We start from the raw sequence: 21,235 nt of genomic DNA, 5'->3' as shown, positions 1-21,235 counted from the left end.
GATGGCGATACAACAGGAAACTCAACTACTGATTGATTGGCAAACGACTCAAGATCCAGACGTAGGAAATGAACTTGTAGAACGCTATTTACCTTTAGTAGACTATGTAACACACCGCATGATTTTACAGCTACCAAAAACAGCAGATAAGGATGAAATAAAGAGTCTTGCATTCGAAGGCCTTCTAGATGCTTTTAGTAAATTTGAGACGACACATGCTACAAAATTTGAAACGTATGCAATTTGGCGAATTAAAGGGTCTATATTAGACGGATTAAGGAAACTAGATTGGTTGCCCAGGGGAATTCGTGAACAAGTAAAAAAGATTGATCAAGCAGTCCTTTTATTACAACAACAACTTCAAAGGGAAGCTACTGATGAAGAAGTTGCAGAGCATTTAGATATGCATGTAGCAGAAGTCAAGCGAATTGTACGCCATTCATCATTAGCAGTAGTGAGCAGCATTCATCAAGAATCCTTTCACGAGGCGACTATAGATAGTGAGGGTTTTTTACAATCACCTATAAATCCAGAATTTCAAGTAGAACGAGCAGTGTTACTCTCTCAAATTGAAGAAGCAATACATCTGTTACCTGAGAGAGAAAAGCTTGTAGTTTCACTCGCTTATCAAGATGAGTTAAAATTCACTGAAATAGCAGAGATTCTAGAGGTTAGCGTCTCACGCATCTCCCAACTACATTCTAAAGCAATGTCAAAAATACGCCGTGCACTTTTAGACAGTTTATAGAGGAGTACTGATAAATTGAACCTACTTATTTATGTTCTGCTTATTTGTTTAATTGTTTTCCAACTCTATGTCATGCAACAAGTCCGTGTTATAAAAAAAGACAAGCAATCTCTCGAAGTACAAATAGTAAAGTATATAGAGGAACTGGACATCAAAAATCAAGAGCTCCTTGATATTGTGGATGAGCGCATCTCTAGAACTAATGGTCAAAATAGTAGTGGGACAATCATTCCTAAGGAGAAGTCGGTAGATAATCAGCTAAAGCAAATTTCCGCGTTAGATCAACAGGGAATCTCTGAGAACGCCATTGCAGAAAAGTTAGCGAAACCAGTGCATGAAGTTCAATTACTTACATTTTTATCAAGAGAGGAAAGAAATGAATGAAGATTACTTCGCTCCCTTCTAATCCTACAACATTAATTGAAAAAAAAAATCAACCGTCCCCTTCTATTAGCACTTTTAGCCGTATTCTGACAACAAAACAAACGAAAACAAATGAAAACATCCTTGACAGTTTGTTTGCAGAGATGGACAATTGTGGTAGCCAACTAACTGAGCGGAAAACGATGGAGACATTTTATCGCTATAAGAAAGCTGTCCGTGAACTACTTGATGAATTATCTCGACAAACATATCAAGTGTCAGAAAAGACTAGTACACGAACAGGAGTGATGCAGCAAACAGTGCGCATTGTAGATCTAAAATTAGCTGAACTCTATCAAAAAATCCTGTCAGACGAGACCCATCAATTAGATGTGTTAAACATGATTGGTGAATTGAAAGGTATTCTTGTTGATAGGAGAGGATAATTGTGCAAAGAAAAGAAGAAAGACGTGAGCTGTTTAGAGTTGTATTTAAGGAAACTGTATGGGGTACAATGACTCTTCTTGGCGAAGGGGGAGTCACAGTGAAGATACTTGATATCAGTTCGCAAGGTGCATTGGTTGAGACAGATTTTGACATTTCATCGAAATCCAAGGTTTATCTTGACTTTAAAATTAATTCAAACCCCTTTTCGGTTCCCGGATCAGTTATCCGTAAGGTTGTATATCCTGATTATTTTCAATATGGAATCCTCTTTAGCGAGGACAAGCAACAATTTCAAAGGCTCTTTAGAGAGTTAAATACATATAAAATTCGAAAAGCAAAACCTTACTTGTTAGAAGACTAAAATCATTGAAGTACCTGGTGGTGCTTCTTTTTTTATTGGAAAATAACTAATTTTGTTTATTTATATAGTACAAATGTAATGTTTAAGGAGTCGCATGCACTGAAACTTATACCTTCAGAACATGCGACGATTTTTTTAAGCAGACACTTTTTTAGATGGTGAGAGAGTCAAAAAATCATCTAAATCTTCACCAGAACTATTGTATAACGATTCGTAGACACCAATTTTTATTTCATTTTGATCGATGCTCAACCTGCAAGTGACCATTTCAAGTGTATCTCCATATTGAAAGTTCAACGTGTAGGAGACTGTGCTGAGCAACGGCTCTAGTTCTGCAATTTCAATACAAGGATACTTCAATGCAAAATTGATAGGATCATCATTTTGATACGAGTACAAATAATTCCAAAATTGAGTAATCGTGCGGTTAACAATGTTGTGCGTGTCCATCCATTCCTTCAACTCATGTGAATTCATAAGCCGCTCCTTTCCCCTTTAGGAAAATCAATTTCCGATACGTGGGTAACAAGTGTGTTTGACGAGGGCAAATTCGGACAACCAACTATAAAAATAATATAGGGCTTTTGTCTAACTTTGTCACTCTAGTAGAGAAAAGTGTTAAAGTGTATATGTAAGATCAAATTTGTTTAAATTATGCGCAGTTTGGTCAAGTTTAGTTAACAAGTAACTTGATTCACGAAATCAGGAAGTTGTAAACTAAGGTTGTAAGTAGCAACTTTCCTCTAAGAAAATCGAAATTTGCAAATACTATTAGTTATGTAAGGGAGAATACAAAATGGAATTTAGAGATTTAAAGACTCAATATGCAACATTAAAAGAAGAAATTGATATAGCTGTATTAGAAGCGATGGAGTCTGCCTATTATATCGGAGGACCTCAAGTCAAAAAGCTAGAAGAGCAATTGTCTGAATTTGTTGGCGTTAAGCATTGTATTTCATGCGCTAATGGTACTGAAGCATTATCGCTAGTTTTGATGGCTTGGGATGTAAAAGAAGGCGATGCTGTATTCGTACCAGATTTTACTTTCTTCGCTAGTGGAGAAGTAGTGTCCTTTAATGGCGCAACACCAATTTTCGTGGATGTTGACCCATCTACGTTTAATATGGATCCAACAAAATTAAAAGTGGCAATAGAAAAAGTAGTGGCAGAAGGGTTATTAACACCTAAGGTTATCATGCCTGTGGATTTATTTGGTTTACCAGCAGACTACCCGCAGATCCAAGAGATTGCATCTGAATTCAACCTCCTAATTCTTGAAGATAGTGCGCAAGGCTTTGGAGGTGCAATTAATGGGAAGCGTGCGGGAAGTTTTGGTGATGCAGCAACAACATCTTTCTTCCCAGCTAAACCACTAGGGTGTTACGGTGATGGGGGAGCTATTTTTACGAATAACGATGAACTAGCTGCCTTACTTGAATCTTTAAAAGTTCATGGAAAAGGAACCGATAAATATGATAACGTTCGTATCGGAGTAAATTCGCGTTTAGACACGATTCAAGCAGCTATTTTACAAGTGAAATTGAAAGCATTTAAAAATTATGAGTTGGACGAAGTGAACCGTGTCTACACGTCTTACACAAATCATTTAAAAGACGTGGTACCTACTCCAGTTATTCCAGAAGGCTATTATTCTAGCTTTGCTCAATATACTATCAAAACAGATTCTCTTGAAGAAAGAAATAATCTACAAAGTCATTTAAAAGATTTAGGTATCCCGACTATGGTGTATTATATCAAACCAATGCATAAGCAAACTGCATTCTCTCATCTGAAGTTTGATGAATCAGACTTTGAAGTTACAAATAAATTGAGTGATACTGTTTTATCATTGCCTATGCATCCATATCTCACAGAAGAAGAAATCGCTAAAGTTTGTGAGGCTATCAAAGAGTTTTATAAATAAGTTTATTACAAGGAGTCTAATGGGCTCCTTTTTTATTGTCATATAATCGAAATGTCAGACCTCTCAAAATCAAGTATACTAAAGGGTGGAGAAACAGCGGAATCAGTAAAGAATAGGATGATTGAAATGACAAAGCATAATTTTCATGAGAAACACAAAGCATATTTAAAAGAAAAACAGTGGGCACCAATTTCATCTAAGGTATCATTTGCAGATGCACTGGCTCGCTTAACGAAAGTAGAATTAGACACCATTCGTCGCTTTATAAAATTAAAAGGTGTTAGTAAACTAGCAAAGCCTCAGTTAATTGAAGTATTGGTTGAAAATCATACTTTGATTTTCGAGAAGGCAATGGCCTATTTAGATAAAGAGCGTTTTGACTTTTTAAAACAAGCAGCACTACAAGGACCACAAGAGTTCATACCAACAGATGCGTTTAGTTTGAATTGGTTTAAAAAGACAGGACTATTGATTCCTGGATCCATCAATAAAAAGTTTGTGGTAGTGATGCCAGAAGAGTTTAAGCCGCTTCTACTTGATACTGAGCGTGACCAGCTGTTCAAACAGGTTGTGATTGAGAACGAAGATGTAATTTTTGCGACGCGTGGTTTAATTGAAACCTTTGGTGTGTTGCGTTGGACAGATCTATTTACAAAACTCGAAAGCTTGCGATTGACCACTAAGCGTTTAGAGTTTGATGAGATCGTGCTTCTTTTACAAGAATACAATGATTATGAATATTATTTCGAAATGACAAAAGAGTGGGTAGCGGACCTCTTACTCGATCATCCAGAAGATATGCTACAAGCGATTGAGCGTCGTACTGAAATCGAACCAGTTCCTGTTAAGCGCGAAGAAATGATCGAGCTTGGCAGATTGGGAGAGCTTCCAAAAAACCGTGAGTTTGAAAAATTTGAGAAGTATTTGAATAAGACATTCCGAGTGGATCGTGAGACGAGTGAAGAGTTAATTGCTCAAATGATTCCAGATATTCGTAATGAACTAAGTTTCCATGAAGTGATGCAAGGAATCGTGCAAAACTTTGAGTTCTCTTCCAAAGCGCAGGCTGCAGAATTTACGAGTTATGTAACAAAACTTGTGAATAGTATTCCTCGTTGGCTTTTGAAAGGGCATGCCCCAAATGATATATCAACTACACCAGTAGAAGTTTCAACGCCATCAGTGAAAGTGGTGGGTCGAAATGAACCGTGTCCATGTGGAAGCGGGAAGAAATATAAAAAGTGTTGTGGAAAGTAAAATCAGCCGAGAGATATAGAGTCTCTCGGTTTTTTCTATTGGAACTTTTTATAACTTCTTCCGTATAAAATAGAAAGTGAAGCAGGGAGATGAACCAATGGAACAAAAACTGGCGGCACGTCAATTAGAGTTACGTGCACAACTAGATGAAAAGTCACGTTTGGAACGAACACTACATGTTTTGGAGAAAAAACTCGCAGAGCATGAAAAGCGTCAAGCTGACCTGGAACAGACATTGTCAAAAGAACAGCTAGACTTGCACCGAAAGGATCGATTTTCTCTCGTGAATGTCGTGCGCAAGTGGCGAGGTACTCATGAGGAATTGCGAGAAAAAGAATTTGAAGAGGCTGCATTAGCAGAATTGAAATTGAACGAACATGAAGCGATGGTCCATGATTTGCGGAAAGATAGTGAAGAATTGCAATCTAAATTGAGGGAGCTGCGTGATGCAGAAACAAATTGGCAGGACTTCTTGCAACAGAAGGAAGCTTGGGTCAAGCAAGCAGATCGAGAAGCTTCTAAACAATTTGACGAAAAACTGCAACGTGTTTCCGAGTTCCAATCTCTTTTAAAAGAGATTGATGAAGCTTTGTACGCTGGTCGCGCAGCCGATCGTTCTCTCGAAAAAGCTCTAAAAAAACTCAAAGAAGCCCACGGTATGTCAACATGGGATACCTTCCTTGGTGGAGGTCTTATTGTAACTATGATGAAGCATGGTGATCTTGATAAATCAGAGAGTGCTCTGCACGAAGCGCAATTAAATTTAGAGCGATTTGAAGCAGAATTATCAGACGTACAGAACGGTGCAATCGATGAGTTGATTGTAGAGCGTGGTTCATTTGTGACGTTTGCAGATTATTTTTTCGACGATATTTTCTCGGAATGGTCGATACACAACCGTATCAATGATTCATTGAGCAAAGTTGAAAATACAAAATCAAAGCTTGCGCGGGTTCTTGGCAATCTGCAACTCCAACGAGGGAAAATTGAACAAGGTCTCGAGAAAGCAAAATCTGCCTATGAAGAGGCTGTAGAGGTTTACTAAGACTGAGATTTCTCAGTCTTTTTTTTAGGTGCCTTTTTAGGTGCCTGTCACTTTTTACCAATATCTCCCAGAAAGTCCCTCCCCCCAGAACGCCATTTCCTGGGTGGGTTTCCCTGAGCCTCCCCACGTAAGATGAAAGAAGAGCACTCTCATCTTCGTTGCCGGGTCTCGTGAAAACCCAGATGGCCCGGGAAATGACGCCCTGACCTCCGGGATTTCCTATGAGGTGCCTGTCACCTTTTCCATACTCTTTTTCCAAACAATGCCCATATATCAACCCCTCGGTTTCCAGTAGTTCCCATTTGGTGCCTGTCACCATCTCCTCATTGTTCCGGGTGTTTAGTTTCCATAATACGACTTCGGTAGAAGAAAATTGGATTAGTGCAGAATAAATCAGCATTTCGGTAGAAGAAAATTGGATTAGTGCAGAATAAATCAGCATTTCGGTAGAAGAACGACCGCTCAGTTTTAAGACTAGCGTTCTCCACCTCTAGAAGGTAAGCTTGAAAAAGAACTTGAACGTGAAAGGAAGAACAACTCATGGCATTATGGCAGACACCACACCACCTACAAGACCTCCTCGAAGAACTTGTCGGTTGGGATAGCCGCAGCACGACTGCTGGGGAACAAGAATTTTCTAAAAAGCTTGCGACACAACTAAAAAAACTATCTTACTTCCATACAAATTCCGAGAATCTTGTTTTAGGAGATGCTGGGGAAGGACGTCAATTTGTTGCTGCTCTTACAACACATCCGAAAGCGAAAAAAACGATTGTATTAATTAGTCACTTCGATACAGTGGGCATTGAAGAATATGGTGAACTTGCACCATATGCGTCCTCTCCAAGCGAACTTGCAGAAGCATTTCATGCGCATAAAGAATCTTTGTCAGAAGTAGCTAGAGAAGACCTAGAATCAGGCGACTATTTGTGGGGCCGCGGGACGATGGACATGAAAGCAGGCCTTGCGATTCATATGGCGACCGTTGAAAAAGCATTACTAGAGGAGTGGCCGATCAATTTAGTATTGCTCACCGTTCCTGACGAAGAAGTGAACTCTGCAGGTATGAGAGCAGCCGTAAAGCTATTGGCTGAGTGGAAAGAAGAGAAGAAGCTCGACTACGCTTTGTTTTTAAATGGGGAACCCGTATTTTCTATGAATCCGACCGACACGGAGTACAAAGTTTATTCAGGTTCCATAGGGAAAATCATGCCCTCTGCTTTATTTTACGGAAAAGAAACGCACGTGGGAGAACCGCTGAGCGGAATGACATCAAGTTTGTTGGCTTCCATGATGACGCGCAGAATGGAAATGAATCCGCTGTTTGAAGAAGTTGTCTACGGAGAAGTGACACCGCTTCCTGTAACGCTTCATCAAAAAGACTTACGGGAAAGTTATTCCACCCAGACTCCGTTCTTATCGTCCGCGCTTTATAACGTATTTACGATGAAGCAAAGCGCAGCAGATGTGTTCAATGAGTTTGAAGAAGTGGCAAAACTTGCTGCGAATGAAATTGATGAATGGTATACAAAAGTATGCGAAAGACAAGGTGGAAGCCCTCTAGGGAAAGTTCAAGTTCTGCGCTACGAAGCACTTGAAAACTATGCAGTAGAGCGTTTGGGAGAAGATGTAGTCAATGCAATCAAGAAAAAGTGTATGTCCTTAAATGGTCATGATGACCGAGAGATTGCACTCCAACTCACGAAAGAATTACTCACGCGTTTTCCAGAGCTTGCTCCAGCGATCGTGCTGCTGTTCACACCACCTTACTACCCAGCAGTGAATTCTTCAGAGGATGAGTTGGTTAAAGCGTGTATATCCAGGATTCAAACTTTAGCAAAAAATCAATTTGATTTAACTGTTCATCAAGTACATTATTTCAACGGAATATCTGACTTGAGTTATGTCAATTACGAAGGGGATTCAACGGGCTGGGAGATCTATGAAGCGAACACGCCGGTATGGGATGTCACCTACTCTATTCCATTTAAAGAAATGGAGCAGTTGCAGGCACCAGTATTGAATGTGGGACCATTTGGAAAAGACGCCCATAAACGTACGGAGCGACTTCATATTCAAAGTGCTTTTGTGGAAACGCCAGTGTTTGTGGAGCAAGTGATTCGCACTGTAATGGAAAGTGCAGAAGTTATCTGAAGATAGAGAAGGCCAAGAGAGCTAGTAATGCTCTCTTGGTTTTTATTTTTTCTAGGTCCTCTTACGGAATTTTCAAAAAACAATTGTCTGAAAACTTACTGTGCTGTAGCATTATATATAGATATTTGTGCAAACGCTTGCGCAAATTTCAAATGCACGAAAAGTTGAAAGCGATTACAAACAGAGGGGATGAATGCATTTGAAAGGGAAAAAACTATTGGCTTGGGTCACTTCGTTCGCGTTAGTTATGGGAATTGGAACACCAATTGTACCTGCTGCTACAGCACAAACTACTTCACCAAGCACTGAAGAATCTGAAGACCGAACTGTACGGATGACGTATAGTCGAGAAGATGGACAATTTGGAGACTGGAATATCTGGGCGTGGAATACGGGCGTTCAAGATGACCAGCTCGAGTTTGAGACAAAAGAAGGGACACAGGCAGTTGCAAACATTGCTGTTGGCAAAGATACAAAGCAATTTGGTTTTGTACTCCGTAGCACTTACGACTGGAATACAGCACAAAAAGAATTTGGGGATCGTTTTATTACAGTCAATAAAAATGACACACTAACAAAGGCATATGTCACAAGTGGTGTTGAACAAATTCGTATAGTGCCAGACGGCTCGGCACCCGTCATCAATCAAGGAGATGCGATATTTTATTACCGTGACAAAGACCTTTTTAAAACAGACGAAATGCATACGATTGACGAGGTAAAGCTCCAATTCGCAGGAGAAACATATGACATGACATATGAAGCAGACAATGAGCGCTTCGTCGTGGATGTCACAGATATTCCAAATGGTGTTACACCGTATACTTATGCCGTGACACGAAATGGCGAAACGAAAGAAGTGTCAGATCCATATAACACTGTGGACGGAGTGTCTTCTATAGATTTCCGCCAAGCAGATCTTGTGGTGAATGGCGACAGTTCTCCTCAGACGATTTCTGCAACAAATCAAGCAGTTTTAACACTATCCATTGATGGACTCACAGATGGACTTTCTATCGCATCTATCGTAGTCGATGATTCTGCACTTGGCGGGTCAGGGGCGCTCGAAGTAGATCCTGCTGTTTCTAAAATCACTTTGTCAGTAAAAGACAGTGTTGAAGCAGGTACGAAAGAGCTGCCGATTTCTGTGAAAGATTCGTACGGAAATGTGTATGAAAGCACTACACAAATAGAAGTGGTGAAATCCGAAGGGGAGGTAGTTGAGTGGGACGAGTCAGTAATTTATTTCATGCTGACAGACCGCTTCTTCGACGGGGACAGTTCCAACAATGACCCACACGGCATGAACTATGATACGTCAAAACGTGGGACATACCAAGGTGGCGACTTAAAAGGCATCACAGAAAAACTGGACTATTTAGATGAACTTGGTGTCAACACGGTTTGGATTAGTCCAATCGTTGACAATGTAAAATACGATGTTCGTTTAGGCGAAGATGGGGAACCGTATTACGGCTACCACGGATACTGGGCAAATGATTTCTCGAAACTGAATCCACACTTTGGGACGATGGACGAACTTCATGAATTGATTGATGAATTGCACGCACGGGACATGAAATTAATGGTGGATGTCGTATTGAACCATTCAGGTTATGGATTAAAAGACGTAGATGCGAACTTGCAAAATCCACCTGTGGGCTACCCATCTGAAGAAGACCGCGCTCCGTTCCGCGATTTACTGCGACAAGGCACAGCAGTCGGGTCAGATGAAGTTGTAGGAGAATTAGCAGGACTGCCAGACTTCAAGACAGAAGACCCCGCAGTGCGTAAACAAATCATCGACTGGCAAACGCAGTGGATCGATCTTGCGACGACACCAAACGGGAACACGATTGATTACTTCCGTGTGGACACAGTGAAACACGTGGAAGATGCAACGTGGACGGCATTTAAAGCTGCACTTACTGAAAAGAAACAAGACTTTAAATTGATTGGAGAAGCTTGGGGAGCGAGTAGCACAAATACGCTTGGGTACTTGAATACAGGTATGATGGATTCTCTTCTTGACTTTGAATTTAAGTCGATTGCCCGTAGCTTTGTTGACGGAAATATTCAATCTGCCAATGAGACGTTGCAAGCGCGCCATGGGAAGCTTTCCAACACAGCAACGCTTGGTCAATTTTTAGGAAGTCACGATGAAGATGGGTTCCTTCATAGTCTTGGTGGTGACATTGGCAAATATAAAGTGGCTGCATCCCTACAGGCAACAGCAAAAGGTCAACCGGTCATCTATTACGGGGAAGAACTAGGGCAAACTGGAGCAAACAACTACCCACAGTATGACAACCGCTATGACTTGGCTTGGGATCAAGTAGAAAACAATGATGTGTTAAATCACTACACGAAATTACTGAATTTCCGCGCAGATCACTCGAAAACATTCGCAAAAGGTGAACGCGAAACACTTGGCGGTTCGAACGCTGAGAAGTTTTTAATGACTAGCCATACGTTCACTAACGATAAAGTCTATGTCGGTCTAAATGTAGCAAGTGAAGAAACGGATATTACAGTGAAGACGGATACACCGAACGCGCAACTCGTGGATCATTATTCTGGTCAAACGTATGAAGCAGATGCAGCAGGCACAGTCGTTCTGACATTACCTGCGAATACAGACGGAGGTACAGTACTTTTAACACTTGAAGAAGGCACGATTCTATCTGCAACAAAAGGTACGACGCCAGCCGTTGAGCCAATTCCAGACAACCATATCCGCATTCATTACAACCGAACAGACGGCAACTATGAAAACTTCGGTGCCTGGTTATGGAACGACGTAGCACGTCCTTCTGCCAACTGGCCAGTCGGTGCGACACTGTTTACATCAAAAGACAGCTACGGTGCTTACATCGATGTGGAACTTCGGGAAGGTGCAAAAAACATTGGTTTCCTCGTGATGGATATCACAAAAGGGGAGGCTGGGAAAGACGGTGGGGATAAAGGATTTACACTTTCTTCTCCTGAGCAAAATGAAATCTGGATCAAACAAGGCGATAACACAGTTTACACATACGAGCCAGTCGACCTTCCTGAAAACACCGTGCGAATTCACTACACACGTGACGCAGGAGACTACGAAAACTTGGGTGTGTGGAACTGGGGAGATGTTGAAAATCCATCTGCGAACTGGCCAACGGATGCAGCTGATTTTTCTGGCCGCGACCAATACGGTGCCTATGTGGACCTCACACTTACAGAAGCTGCGAAACAAATTGGTTTCTTGATTGTGGATGAAACGACGCAGGAAAAAGATGGTGGCAACAAATCCTTTAACTTACTGGATAAATACAACCGTTTGTGGATCAAACAAGGAGATGACACTGTCTACATCAGTCCTTATGGGGATGTAGCAACTGGCTTATTGACTGGTGAAGTGGTGTCAGAAGATGCGATTCGTTTAGGGTTCTCGATGACAGACGGTCTAGAAGTAGATACACTGCGCGAAGGACTAACGATTACGGATGCATCCGGAAATGCAGTGGCTATTTCTGACGTGAAGATTGTCGATGGAAAAACAGTAGACGTGATAGCGGACTTCTCTTTAGAAGAGCTTCCATTATCTATTGAATTCGCGGGTCGTACAGTGCAAGCAGACGCTGGCTGGCGTTTGATTGACACATTGTATGCCTATGATGGTGATGATCTCGGAGCAACGTATTCAAAAGGGGCCGTTACACTGAAACTGTGGGCACCAAAAGCACAAGACGTCGTTGCACATTTCTATGATAAAAAAGATTCCGCAAAACATATCGGATCAGTTGCACTCACACTTGGAGAGTCCGGTGTTTGGACTGCAAACGTTCAACCAAAAGATATAGGTGTGAAAGACTTGAAAGGCTATTACTATCAATATGATGTCACGCACGACGGAATCACAAAACAAGTACTAGATCCATATGCAAAATCACTTGCTGCATTTACGGTCAATACAGAAGGTGAGGCAGGACCAGACGGAGACTTAGTCGGCAAAGCAGCGATTGTTGACCTAAAAGGAACAGACCCAAAAGGCTTCAAACATGCGAAAATTGATGGATACGAAAAGCGGGAAGATGCGATTATCTACGAAGTGCATGTACGTGACTTCACATCGGATCCATCAATTTCAAAAGACCTGAAAACGCGCTGGGGATCATACACGGCTCTTATCGACAAACTCGATTATATCCAGTCACTTGGCGTCACACACGTTCAATTGCTTCCAGTTATGGCTTGGTATTATGGAGATGAAACGAAGATGGATGAGCGTGAACTGGAGTATTCAGCAGGTGGCAATGAATACAACTGGGGATATGACCCGCACGGCTATTTTGCACCAGACGGAGCGTATTCAGAAGACCCGATGGACCCTGAACTAAGCATTAGAGAGTTGAAGCAACTGATTGACGCAATTCATGACCGCGAAATGGGTGTCGTTTTAGATGTCGTGTACACGCACATGGCAAAATCTTCTCACTTAAATGACATCGTTCCGGACTATTATTTCTACCAAGATGCAAACGGTAACTTCCTTGGTGGGTTCGGAAACAACTTGGCGACGAATCACACAATGGCTGAGAAGTTGATGGTTGATTCCGTGAAGTATTGGTTCGATGAGTACAAGATTGACGGCATGCGTTTTGATATGATGGGTGACGCGACGTACCCGGCCATTCAAAAAGCCTATGACGAAGCTGCAAAAATTAACCCAGACGCCTTATTCATTGGGGAAGGCTGGAGAACGTTTGCAGGGCATATCGCGGAGCCAGATCTTGCTGGGATGGGTGCCGATCAAGACTGGATGAATAAGACAGATGACGTCGGCGTATTCTCAGATGAGATTCGCAATGAATTAAAATCTGGCTTTGGTTCTGAAGGAGAGCCACGCTTCTTAACAGGCGGTGCGCGTTCTATTGATACAATCATCAACAACATCAAAGGACAACCATCGAACACGGCACACGATGACCCAGGTGATATGGTGCAGTATATTGAAGCGCATGACAACTTGACACTATATGATGTGATTGCACAATCCATCAAGAAAGACCCAGCAATTCCTGAAAACAACCTTGAAATCCATAAGCGCATGCGTTTAGGAAATACATTGATTTTAACTTCTCAAGGGACAGCATTCCTTCATGCGGGTCAAGAGTATGGCCGTACGAAGCAGTGGTTCGGCGAAGGTGTTCCGGAGCAGAAGTACCATGAATTAGAAGATGAGACAGGTAAACCATTTGGCTACTTCATTCATGATTCTTATGATTCTTCGGATGCCATCAACATGTTTGATTGGCAAAAAGCGACGGACAAAAAGCAATTTTCGATTAACACAACGACCCGTGCGTATACAGAAGGACTGATCAAACTTCGTCGTTCAACGGATGCTTTCCGACTCGGCGAGCTTGAGTTGGTGAATGAAAATGTTCGTCTGCTTGAGATTCCTGAAGTGCAAGCGACAGACTTAGTCATCGCGTACGAAAGCAAATCCACAGACGGTACCGGTACGTATTATGTGTTTGTCAACGCGGATACGAAGAGTCGCACACTTTCACTAGGCGATTTAAATTTAACAAAAGGAGAAGTCCTTGTAGACAATGACGAGGCAGGCGTCAAAAAAGTGAAGAAGCCTTCTGGATTCTCGCTAACGTCTTCTCAACTGAAGCTTGATCCATTAACAGCTGTTGTGGTGAAAGTAAAAGAGAAGAAAGGGAAAGGCAAGGCAAAAGGAAAAGACAAGAAGTAACTCAAAAGACCAGCAGCCGCTGGTCTTTTTTTGATGGTGCCTATTTGGGGAAGTTTTTGTGGTGACAGGCACCATTTGGAAGTGACTTCCATTTGGTGCCTGTCACCTATCCAATTTCTGAACAGTCGGCTCCACATCTAACTATATCTACTCAATATTCAGATAACTCATTGCAAATGTTAGTCAATCTATGCTACAGTACTAACAACAAAATGAAGTGTAAACTTCAAAAATACAAAAGAGAAGGGAGAGCTTCGTGTGGCAGAAGACACTTTAAAAACAAAAATTGAACACGTCTTTCCTTCCCTTTCAAAATCTCAACAGCGCGTCGCCAAACTGATTTTAGATTCTCCTACGCTTGTTCTTATGCATTCAGCTGCAGAACTGGGAAAACATGCGGAGACATCGGAGACAACTGTGATTCGTTTCTGCTACGCACTTGGTCTCTCTGGTTATACAGAGCTTCAATCAACTATTACATCAACGGTTGTTCAGACCAGTTCTCTTGGGACCTACATAGCATCTAAAGAATCCTATACAGACGAAGAACAGTACGCATCGGTGATCATGGGCGCAATAAGCCAACAAATTACCGACATCGCCTCTCGAATCGATGGTCAACTTTTTGATGAAGCAACCAAAAAATTACATACAACAAAACGCGTTGTGATTATTGGGGAAGGGGCATCCTATATTGCGGCACAGTGGCTCGGGTTTACGCTCTCCATCCTGCGACCGAATGTTCAAGTCGCAACGAAAGATACAACTTCATTATTCAAGCTGTATCGTGAAATAAATGAAGACTGCCTGATTGTACTGATCTCACTTCACCGATACTACAAAGAGGCGATTCAAGTGACGGAGCAACTAAAATCTCTTGGTGCAGAAGTTCTTGCCATTACCGATTCCTCCGTTGCCCCGGCCATTCGTCTAGCGGATTATCCGTTTGTGTTGCAATCACCGAATCATTCCACAATCGACTTGCTTCCAGCTCTAATGGCATTCCTCAATACGCTGGTGGCAGGTATGACGAAACAAGATTTGCCGTATTATGAAGAACAACAGAAGATTTATGAGAAATTGCACGTGAACTATTTACAAAATAGATGGAGCTGATGAAATGTCTAAATTAAAAACTACGCTTGCGCATCACTTTGACCACCTACATGCGCATCCTGAAGTCAGTTGGGAAGAACATGAAACTACGAATTATTTGGTGCAAGAACTTGAAGCATTGGGACTATCACCAAAACGCTTTAAGGACATGACAGGCTTATATGTAGATATCGGAAAAGGGACGCCACGTGTTGGTATTCGGACAGATATCGATGCTTTGTGGCAAGAAGTAGAGGGTGAGTTTAAAGCGAACCATTCATGTGGCCACGATGGACATATGACAATGGGGCTTGGGGCTGCAGCTCTCTTAAGCGAAGCAAATTTGACTGGAGCGGTTCGAATCTTGTTTCAGCCGGCAGAAGAAAAAGGGAATGGAGCGCTCGCACTTTTAGACCAGGGTGTTATTGATCCCCTGCAGTACTTATTTGGAGTTCACGTCCGCCCCCTCATTGAACTTCCAGAAGGGGTGCATAGTCCCGCACTTCATCACGGAGCGGCTCGTATGATTCGAGGAACGATTACTGGTATTGAAGCACACGGGGCAAGACCCGAGCAAGGAATCAATGCAATTGAAGCGGCGGCTGCTCTTATTGATGCACTGAAACGGATTTGGATTCAACCTGGGCGTTCAGGTTCGATTAAAATGACACATCTCCAGGCAGGTGGGACTGCGGCGAATATCATTCCTGGTAAAGCCACATTCTCTTTAGATTGCCGAGCGCAAGAAAACGATACGATGGACTTGCTAATCGAAGGGTTGGAGCGTGCGATTGCATCTGTCGAGACGTTTTATAAAGTCTCCATTGACTACCATGAAGGCGCCAAGATAGTAGCTGCGCAAGTGAATAAAGAAGCAGCAAGCTTACTACAAGACGCAATCATTGAAACCGTAGGAGAGTCACATTGTGGGCCAGAGATTATTTCACCCGGTGGAGAAGATTTTCATTACTTTTCCTTCCACAAACCTGAACTTAAAACAACGATGCTCGGGCTGGGTTGTGGCGTGACACCTGGACTTCATCATCCGGAAATGACATTCAATACAACTTATTTAGAGCAAGGTGCACGTATCTTAGCCTCGGCAGCGAAACTAGCAGTAGAGAGATGTGAGGAGGGGTCTCCATGATACAGTACCGCGAGTTACAATCTCGTGAAGATTTGGAAGGCATGCAAGCCCTCGAACGAATCATATGGGACATGGAACCTATTCCACTCCATCAGACGATGACAGCTATCAAACACGGAGGAGTCATCGTCGGTGCTTTTGATAGAGAAAACTTAATTGGGTTTAGTTACGGATTTGCAGGGTTCTCGGACGGAAAAGCCTATTTATGCTCGCATATGCTTGGTGTTCACCCTGACTACCAATCCAAAAAAGTTGGAGAAGCGCTGAAGTATCATCAACAAACATTTGCTGCTAAACGTGGCTTTACTCACATGGTATGGACCTATGATCCGCTTGAAGCCAGGAATGGGTATTTGAATTTGACCAAGCTTGGAGCGGTATCTTTTAAGTATTTAGAGAATTGTTATGGGGAGATGACAGACGGTCTAAACGCAGGTCTTCCTTCTGATCGTTTTGAAGTACACTGGCCAACTACAGCTTCTCGAAGTGAGATCGACTTCCCTGAACCTGAAAGTTTAGCGGATATCGTATGGCTGAATGAGATGCCTCTCTTGACGAATATACGAAAAATCGGTTCTGCACAAAGTTATACAATGCCGATTCCTAAAGATTTTCAAGCGCTAAAAAAACAGGATCCGAAACTGGCCATCCAGTGGAGGCTAGATTCTCGAAAACTGTTTCAAGAGTTAGTAGCAAACGATTACTGTGCAATAGAACTAAAGCAGGATAGGGACTGGCATTCCTACATATTTGTAAAAAAATCAGAAGTTTATTATGGAGGAACCGCATTATGAAAATTGTTGAAGTCACATTACGCCACTTACAAATGGAAATGAAAAGTCCATTTTCGACTAGTTTTGGCACCTTTCAAACGAAGGATTTCATTCTATTAGAAGCAATAGATGAAAAAGGAACAGTTGGTTACGGAGAATCCGTTGCGTTTTCGTCCCCTTGGTACAACGAAGAAACGTTTAAAACGAATTGGCATATGCTTGAAGACTTCCTCATTCCGCTTATTCTAGGAAAAGAATTGAATCATCCGGATGAAGTGACGGAAGTATTTTCAGCCATACGCAAAAACAATATGGCGAAGTCGACAATTGAAGGTGCGGTTTGGGACATCTATGCGCAGCAATCGAATCAATCACTTGCAGCTGCACTTGGTGGTACAAAAACTCAAATCGATGTTGGGATTAGCATTGGCATCCAAAATTCAGTGGAAGAGCTCGTAGAAGTAGTTCGTGGGTACGTTGAAGAAGGCTATAAACGCATCAAAGTGAAAATCAAGCCGGGCTGGGACGTTGACGTGATGCGTACGCTCCGCAACGAGTTTCCAGATGTTGCGATTATGGCAGACGCAAATTCAGCCTACCGTTTAGAAGATACTGCACTTCTTAAGCAATTAGATGAATTCAATTTGACGATGATTGAACAACCACTTGCATCAGATGATATTATCGACCATGCAACGTTACAAAAAGAACTGTCGACACCAATCTGCCTTGACGAAAGTATTCATTCTCTTGAAGACGCTCGTAAAGCAGTGGAATTAGGTGCAACAAAAATTATTAATATAAAAATCGGTCGTGTAGGCGGATTGACAGTCGCAAAACAAATTCATGATTACTGTATGAATCAAGGCGTTCCGGTGTGGTGTGGGGGTATGCTAGAAGCAGGAATTGGCCGTGCCCATAATGTCGCGCTCACGACTCTTCCAAATTTCATATTGCCTGGTGATACAGCAGGATCTTCTCGCTACTGGGTGAAAGATATCATCGAGCCTGAGGTGGTAGTAGATAAAGGCGTTATTCACGTACCAACATCGGCAGGTATTGGCTATAAACTAGACTATAAAGCAGTAGAAGACTACACTGTGATGAAAAAAACTTACAACTTAGACTGACGGAGGTAGTTTTATGAAACGAAGTTTACAGATGGCTGGCGCGTTCGTCGGATTAATTGTGGGAGCGGGATTTGCTTCTGGTCAAGAAATCCTACAGTATTTTACGAGTTTTGGTATATGGGGGATAGCAGGAGGAGTTGTAGCGACAGCACTGTTTGCATTTCTCGGGATGACACTTGCGCAGCTTGGATCTCAATTACAAACTACTTCACATAAAGGAGTTATTTATCACATAGGTGGCCGTTATTTAGGACTTGCACTGGATGTACTCATTACATTCTTCTTGTTCGGTGTAGCCGTGGTTATGTTTGCAGGGGCAGGTTCTACATTTGAACAAGTCTTCGGGTTAGATGCTCGCATTGGAAGCATCATCATGGTCGTTTTAACAATTCTAACTCTATTACTGAATCTTAAAAGCATTTTAAATGTCATTGCCTCTATCACGCCGTATTTATTGCTAGTGATTTTAGTCATTCTTGGGTATTCACTAGTAACGATGGATTTATCGATTGCTGAAGCAAATGCAATTGCTGTAGAACAATCTTCAGCAGCAGGGAACTGGTTCCTTGGGGCATTGCTTTACGTTTCGTATAATATCGCTTGCGGGGCTGCACTCTTGATTGTGATGGGTGGGGCGGAAAAAGATCGTCGTGTAGCAGGAATTGGTGGTGCATTAGGTGGGGCATTACTTGGACTGATGATCATCTTAGTGAATGTAACTTTGTTTGTGAAAGTGGACACAATCGCTGGTGTTGATTTGCCGACACTTGAACTTGCAACGCAGATTCATCCAGTAGTGGGGATTTTGATGGCAATCGCTTTACTTGCCATGATTTACAATACAGCAGTCGGGATGTTTTATTCGTTCACAGTTCGATTTATTCAGCCGGACCATAAATCATTCAAGTATGTGATTGTATTCGTGGGTATAGCAGGCTACGTAGCAAGTTTAGTTGGATTTACGACTCTTGTGAGTAAAGTCTATTCAACAGTTGGTTACCTAGGCTTTGCCCTCATGGCTACCATTATCGTCGCATGGGTTCGAGAACGAAAGAAATAATTTATCAAGTTCCTAGGGATGATTTCACTACGCAAGGAAATTCGCGTTTTGAAACCTTCCCTGGGAACTTTTCAATTACTCATAAAGGGGTACGCCGATATGATTTGTCCAAAAGCTTGCTTGAGACTCTGGCATAGGGTTTACAACAACACGGTCGGGAGTAAATGTCACCTCTGTTGGATAAAAAGAAGGCTCAATAGCTAGAATGTCGTCGCCATCTGTTTCAACAGACAGAACGGCAACGCCGCCATAATTGGTGTTTTCAATTGTCTGCCCACTAAAGAAGTTTCCAAGGGAATAGAAGATATGTGTTTTTTTATCGCCAGATTCCATTACTTCATAAGGTTGTAGAACATGCGGATGTCCTCCAAAAATGATATCTGCTCCAGCTTGATGGGCAATCGTCGCTAAGTAGTTTTGCTCCGCATTTTCCTCTAATTCGTATTCAGTTCCCCAGTGCATGAGTGCAATCACAAGATCTACTTCTGTATCCAAGTCACGAATATCACTCTGGATTTTTGCCACATCAATCAGATTGACAAGATAGGGTTGGTCGGCTGGCACGATGTGTCCATTTAGCCCATATGTATAGGAAACAACGCCGATTGTAAGCGCATCGACTTCAAAGATGCGTTTAGTCGCAGCGTCTTCTGCAGAAGTATAAGCTCCGACATAGGGTAAGTCCCGCTCTTGTAAATTCGCAAGCGATTGACGCAAACCGGCTGGTCGTTTATCAAGAGTGTGATTGTTCGAGACCATTATTAAGTCGGACCCGAGATCAACTAACCCATCAGCAATTGTGTCCGTACTATTAAAATTCGGATAGCCGGACAGCTCATATGCTTCCCCAGCTGCTAGAGACTCTAAATTGATTAAAAAGAAGTCCAATGAACGGGTCATGTCTCGGACACCACTGAAGGATGGACGGTAATCTTCATAATTGTTTAGATCTTTGTGCAGTAAGACATCTCCAGCCATTCCAATGGTTATTGTACGAGTAGGAAGTTCATACTCGAAAGAAGATCGTTCGACGGGATTGAAGGAAAATTCATAAGAAAAGGCAGGCAGTAAAAGCTCTTGAACTTTTTGATAGCTAACTGAATAGCCAATAACAGATAGAATAATAAGTAAACTTGCCCAAGCAGTCCAAGAGAACCACTTCATAGTAATCAACTCTCTTCCATTTCATTGCTTTAATCATAATAAACAATAGGTACCCTGTATAGGAAAAAATATCTAATAATTTTTAATATGAGTATGAGAGAGTTGAAAAAATACATTCTAAACTAATCGAAATTTTGATATACTGAGAAAGTAAATACACCTGCTTGTGCAGGAGAGGTTCATAGCGGACACCCTCTATAAAAAACTATGGATACATGTCACTTCGCCATGTCCATTCCGGGCATGGCTTTTTGTATGCATTCGTATTTTTTCCTCTCTTGAACAAGTACATTTCAAGGAGGATTTTTTTATGTCAGGACGAACACACGAACAAGGATTAGAGGAGCTTACATTGCTCGGAAATCAAGGTACTAAGTATCCACAAGATTACGCACCAGAAGTATTAGAGGCGGTCGACAGTCTGCACGCAAATCGGGACTACTTTGTGAAATTCAATGCACCGGAGTTTACTAGTCTCTGCCCAATTACAGGTCAACCAGACTTTGCCACAATGTATATTTCTTATATTCCAGATCAAAAGATCGTCGAGAGTAAGTCATTAAAATTGTATCTATTCAGCTTCCGTAATCATGGGGATTTCCATGAAGATTGTGTAAATATCATCATGAATGATTTAATCACTCTTCTTAACCCTCGATACATTGAAGTGTGGGGAAAATTTACACCACGCGGTGGAATTTCGATTGACCCATGGTGCAACTACGGACGCTCAGGTACAAAATATGAAGAGATGGCATTCCACCGTTTAATGAATCACGATCTCTATCCTGAAAAAGTGGATAACCGGTAGGAGGTCGCGG

General features: G+C 41.9%; 16 protein-coding genes and 1 pseudogene. 15 read left to right on the top strand and 2 right to left on the bottom strand.

What is annotated here, in order from left to right:
* The first annotated feature begins 1 nt into the window (after window position 1).
* The 4 genes from ACF3OH_RS10085 to ACF3OH_RS10070 are packed head-to-tail and all read left to right on the top strand — an operon-like array spanning window position 2 to window position 1,919.
* Window positions 2-748, top strand: coding sequence for a FliA/WhiG family RNA polymerase sigma factor (locus tag ACF3OH_RS10085; protein ID WP_392454441.1), 747 nt, complete (start codon window positions 2-4; stop codon window positions 746-748).
* 15 nt (window positions 749-763) lie between these two features.
* The gene (locus ACF3OH_RS10080; RefSeq protein WP_392454439.1) at window positions 764-1,132 is read left to right on the top strand and encodes a hypothetical protein; all 369 of its coding nucleotides are present in this window, start codon (window positions 764-766) and stop codon (window positions 1,130-1,132) included.
* Window positions 1,129-1,557, top strand: a complete 429-nt coding sequence (locus ACF3OH_RS10075; RefSeq protein WP_204589595.1) for a YaaR family protein — start codon at window positions 1,129-1,131, stop codon at window positions 1,555-1,557. Before ACF3OH_RS10080 ends, ACF3OH_RS10075 begins: the two co-directional genes overlap by 4 nt.
* 2 nt (window positions 1,558-1,559) lie before the next feature.
* Window positions 1,560-1,919, top strand: a complete 360-nt coding sequence (locus ACF3OH_RS10070) for a PilZ domain-containing protein (protein WP_392454437.1) — start codon at window positions 1,560-1,562, stop codon at window positions 1,917-1,919.
* 135 nt (window positions 1,920-2,054) lie between these two features.
* Here ACF3OH_RS10070 and ACF3OH_RS10065 read toward each other — a convergent pair whose 3' ends face one another.
* Window positions 2,055-2,396 carry a hypothetical protein gene (locus ACF3OH_RS10065; RefSeq protein WP_392454435.1) on the bottom strand — a complete coding sequence of 114 codons (342 nt, stop codon included), beginning with the start codon at window positions 2,394-2,396 and terminating at the stop codon, window positions 2,055-2,057.
* A 310-nt stretch (window positions 2,397-2,706) separates the two neighbouring features.
* On the opposite strand from ACF3OH_RS10065, the pseudogene ACF3OH_RS10060 reads away from it, so the two are divergent.
* The 10 genes and pseudogenes from ACF3OH_RS10060 to ACF3OH_RS10015 all read left to right on the top strand — a co-directional run.
* Window positions 2,707-3,843: pseudogene (locus ACF3OH_RS10060) on the top strand (DegT/DnrJ/EryC1/StrS family aminotransferase); the annotation flags it as partial.
* A gap of 126 nt (window positions 3,844-3,969) precedes the next feature.
* On the top strand, window positions 3,970-5,100 hold the full coding sequence (locus tag ACF3OH_RS10055; RefSeq protein ID WP_392454433.1) for an SEC-C metal-binding domain-containing protein: 1,131 nt from the start codon (window positions 3,970-3,972) through the stop codon (window positions 5,098-5,100).
* 97 nt (window positions 5,101-5,197) lie between these two features.
* Window positions 5,198-6,145 carry a hypothetical protein gene (locus tag ACF3OH_RS10050; RefSeq protein WP_392454431.1) on the top strand — a complete coding sequence of 316 codons (948 nt, stop codon included), beginning with the start codon at window positions 5,198-5,200 and terminating at the stop codon, window positions 6,143-6,145.
* 540 nt (window positions 6,146-6,685) lie between these two features.
* Window positions 6,686-8,299, top strand: a complete 1,614-nt coding sequence (locus ACF3OH_RS10045; protein WP_392454429.1) for a M20/M25/M40 family metallo-hydrolase — start codon at window positions 6,686-6,688, stop codon at window positions 8,297-8,299.
* 247 nt (window positions 8,300-8,546) lie between these two features.
* Window positions 8,547-14,045: a pullulanase gene (locus ACF3OH_RS10040; RefSeq protein ID WP_392456759.1), complete on the top strand. Its 5,499-nt coding sequence runs from the start codon at window positions 8,547-8,549 to the stop codon at window positions 14,043-14,045.
* Between the two features lie 258 nt (window positions 14,046-14,303).
* Window positions 14,304-15,161, top strand: a complete 858-nt coding sequence (locus tag ACF3OH_RS10035) for a MurR/RpiR family transcriptional regulator (protein WP_392454427.1) — start codon at window positions 14,304-14,306, stop codon at window positions 15,159-15,161.
* A gap of 4 nt (window positions 15,162-15,165) precedes the next feature.
* Window positions 15,166-16,287 carry an amidohydrolase gene (locus ACF3OH_RS10030; protein WP_392454425.1) on the top strand — a complete coding sequence of 374 codons (1,122 nt, stop codon included), beginning with the start codon at window positions 15,166-15,168 and terminating at the stop codon, window positions 16,285-16,287.
* Complete coding sequence (locus ACF3OH_RS10025) at window positions 16,284-17,081, top strand: GNAT family N-acetyltransferase (RefSeq protein ID WP_392454423.1); 798 nt, start codon at window positions 16,284-16,286, stop codon at window positions 17,079-17,081. The genes ACF3OH_RS10030 and ACF3OH_RS10025 overlap by 4 nt, the downstream gene beginning before the upstream one ends.
* Window positions 17,078-18,190: an o-succinylbenzoate synthase gene (gene menC, locus ACF3OH_RS10020; RefSeq protein ID WP_392454421.1), complete on the top strand. Its 1,113-nt coding sequence runs from the start codon at window positions 17,078-17,080 to the stop codon at window positions 18,188-18,190. Before ACF3OH_RS10025 ends, menC begins: the two co-directional genes overlap by 4 nt.
* Window positions 18,191-18,203: 13 nt before the next feature.
* On the top strand, window positions 18,204-19,250 hold the full coding sequence (locus ACF3OH_RS10015) for a hypothetical protein (protein ID WP_204590581.1): 1,047 nt from the start codon (window positions 18,204-18,206) through the stop codon (window positions 19,248-19,250).
* Between the two features lie 75 nt (window positions 19,251-19,325).
* On the opposite strand, the gene ACF3OH_RS10010 is transcribed toward ACF3OH_RS10015, so the two are convergent.
* On the bottom strand, window positions 19,326-20,414 hold the full coding sequence (locus ACF3OH_RS10010) for a CapA family protein (RefSeq protein WP_392454419.1): 1,089 nt from the start codon (window positions 20,412-20,414) through the stop codon (window positions 19,326-19,328).
* Between the two features lie 310 nt (window positions 20,415-20,724).
* On the opposite strand from ACF3OH_RS10010, the gene queF reads away from it, so the two are divergent.
* Window positions 20,725-21,225 carry a preQ(1) synthase gene (gene queF, locus ACF3OH_RS10005; RefSeq protein ID WP_204590579.1) on the top strand — a complete coding sequence of 167 codons (501 nt, stop codon included), beginning with the start codon at window positions 20,725-20,727 and terminating at the stop codon, window positions 21,223-21,225.
* Window positions 21,226-21,235: the final 10 nt, after the last annotated feature.

It is taken from the genome of Chryseomicrobium aureum, from assembly GCF_043182735.1.
Lineage (GTDB): Bacteria > Bacillota > Bacilli > Bacillales_A > Planococcaceae > Chryseomicrobium > Chryseomicrobium aureum.
This window is presented reverse-complemented; position numbering and strand designations above follow the sequence as displayed.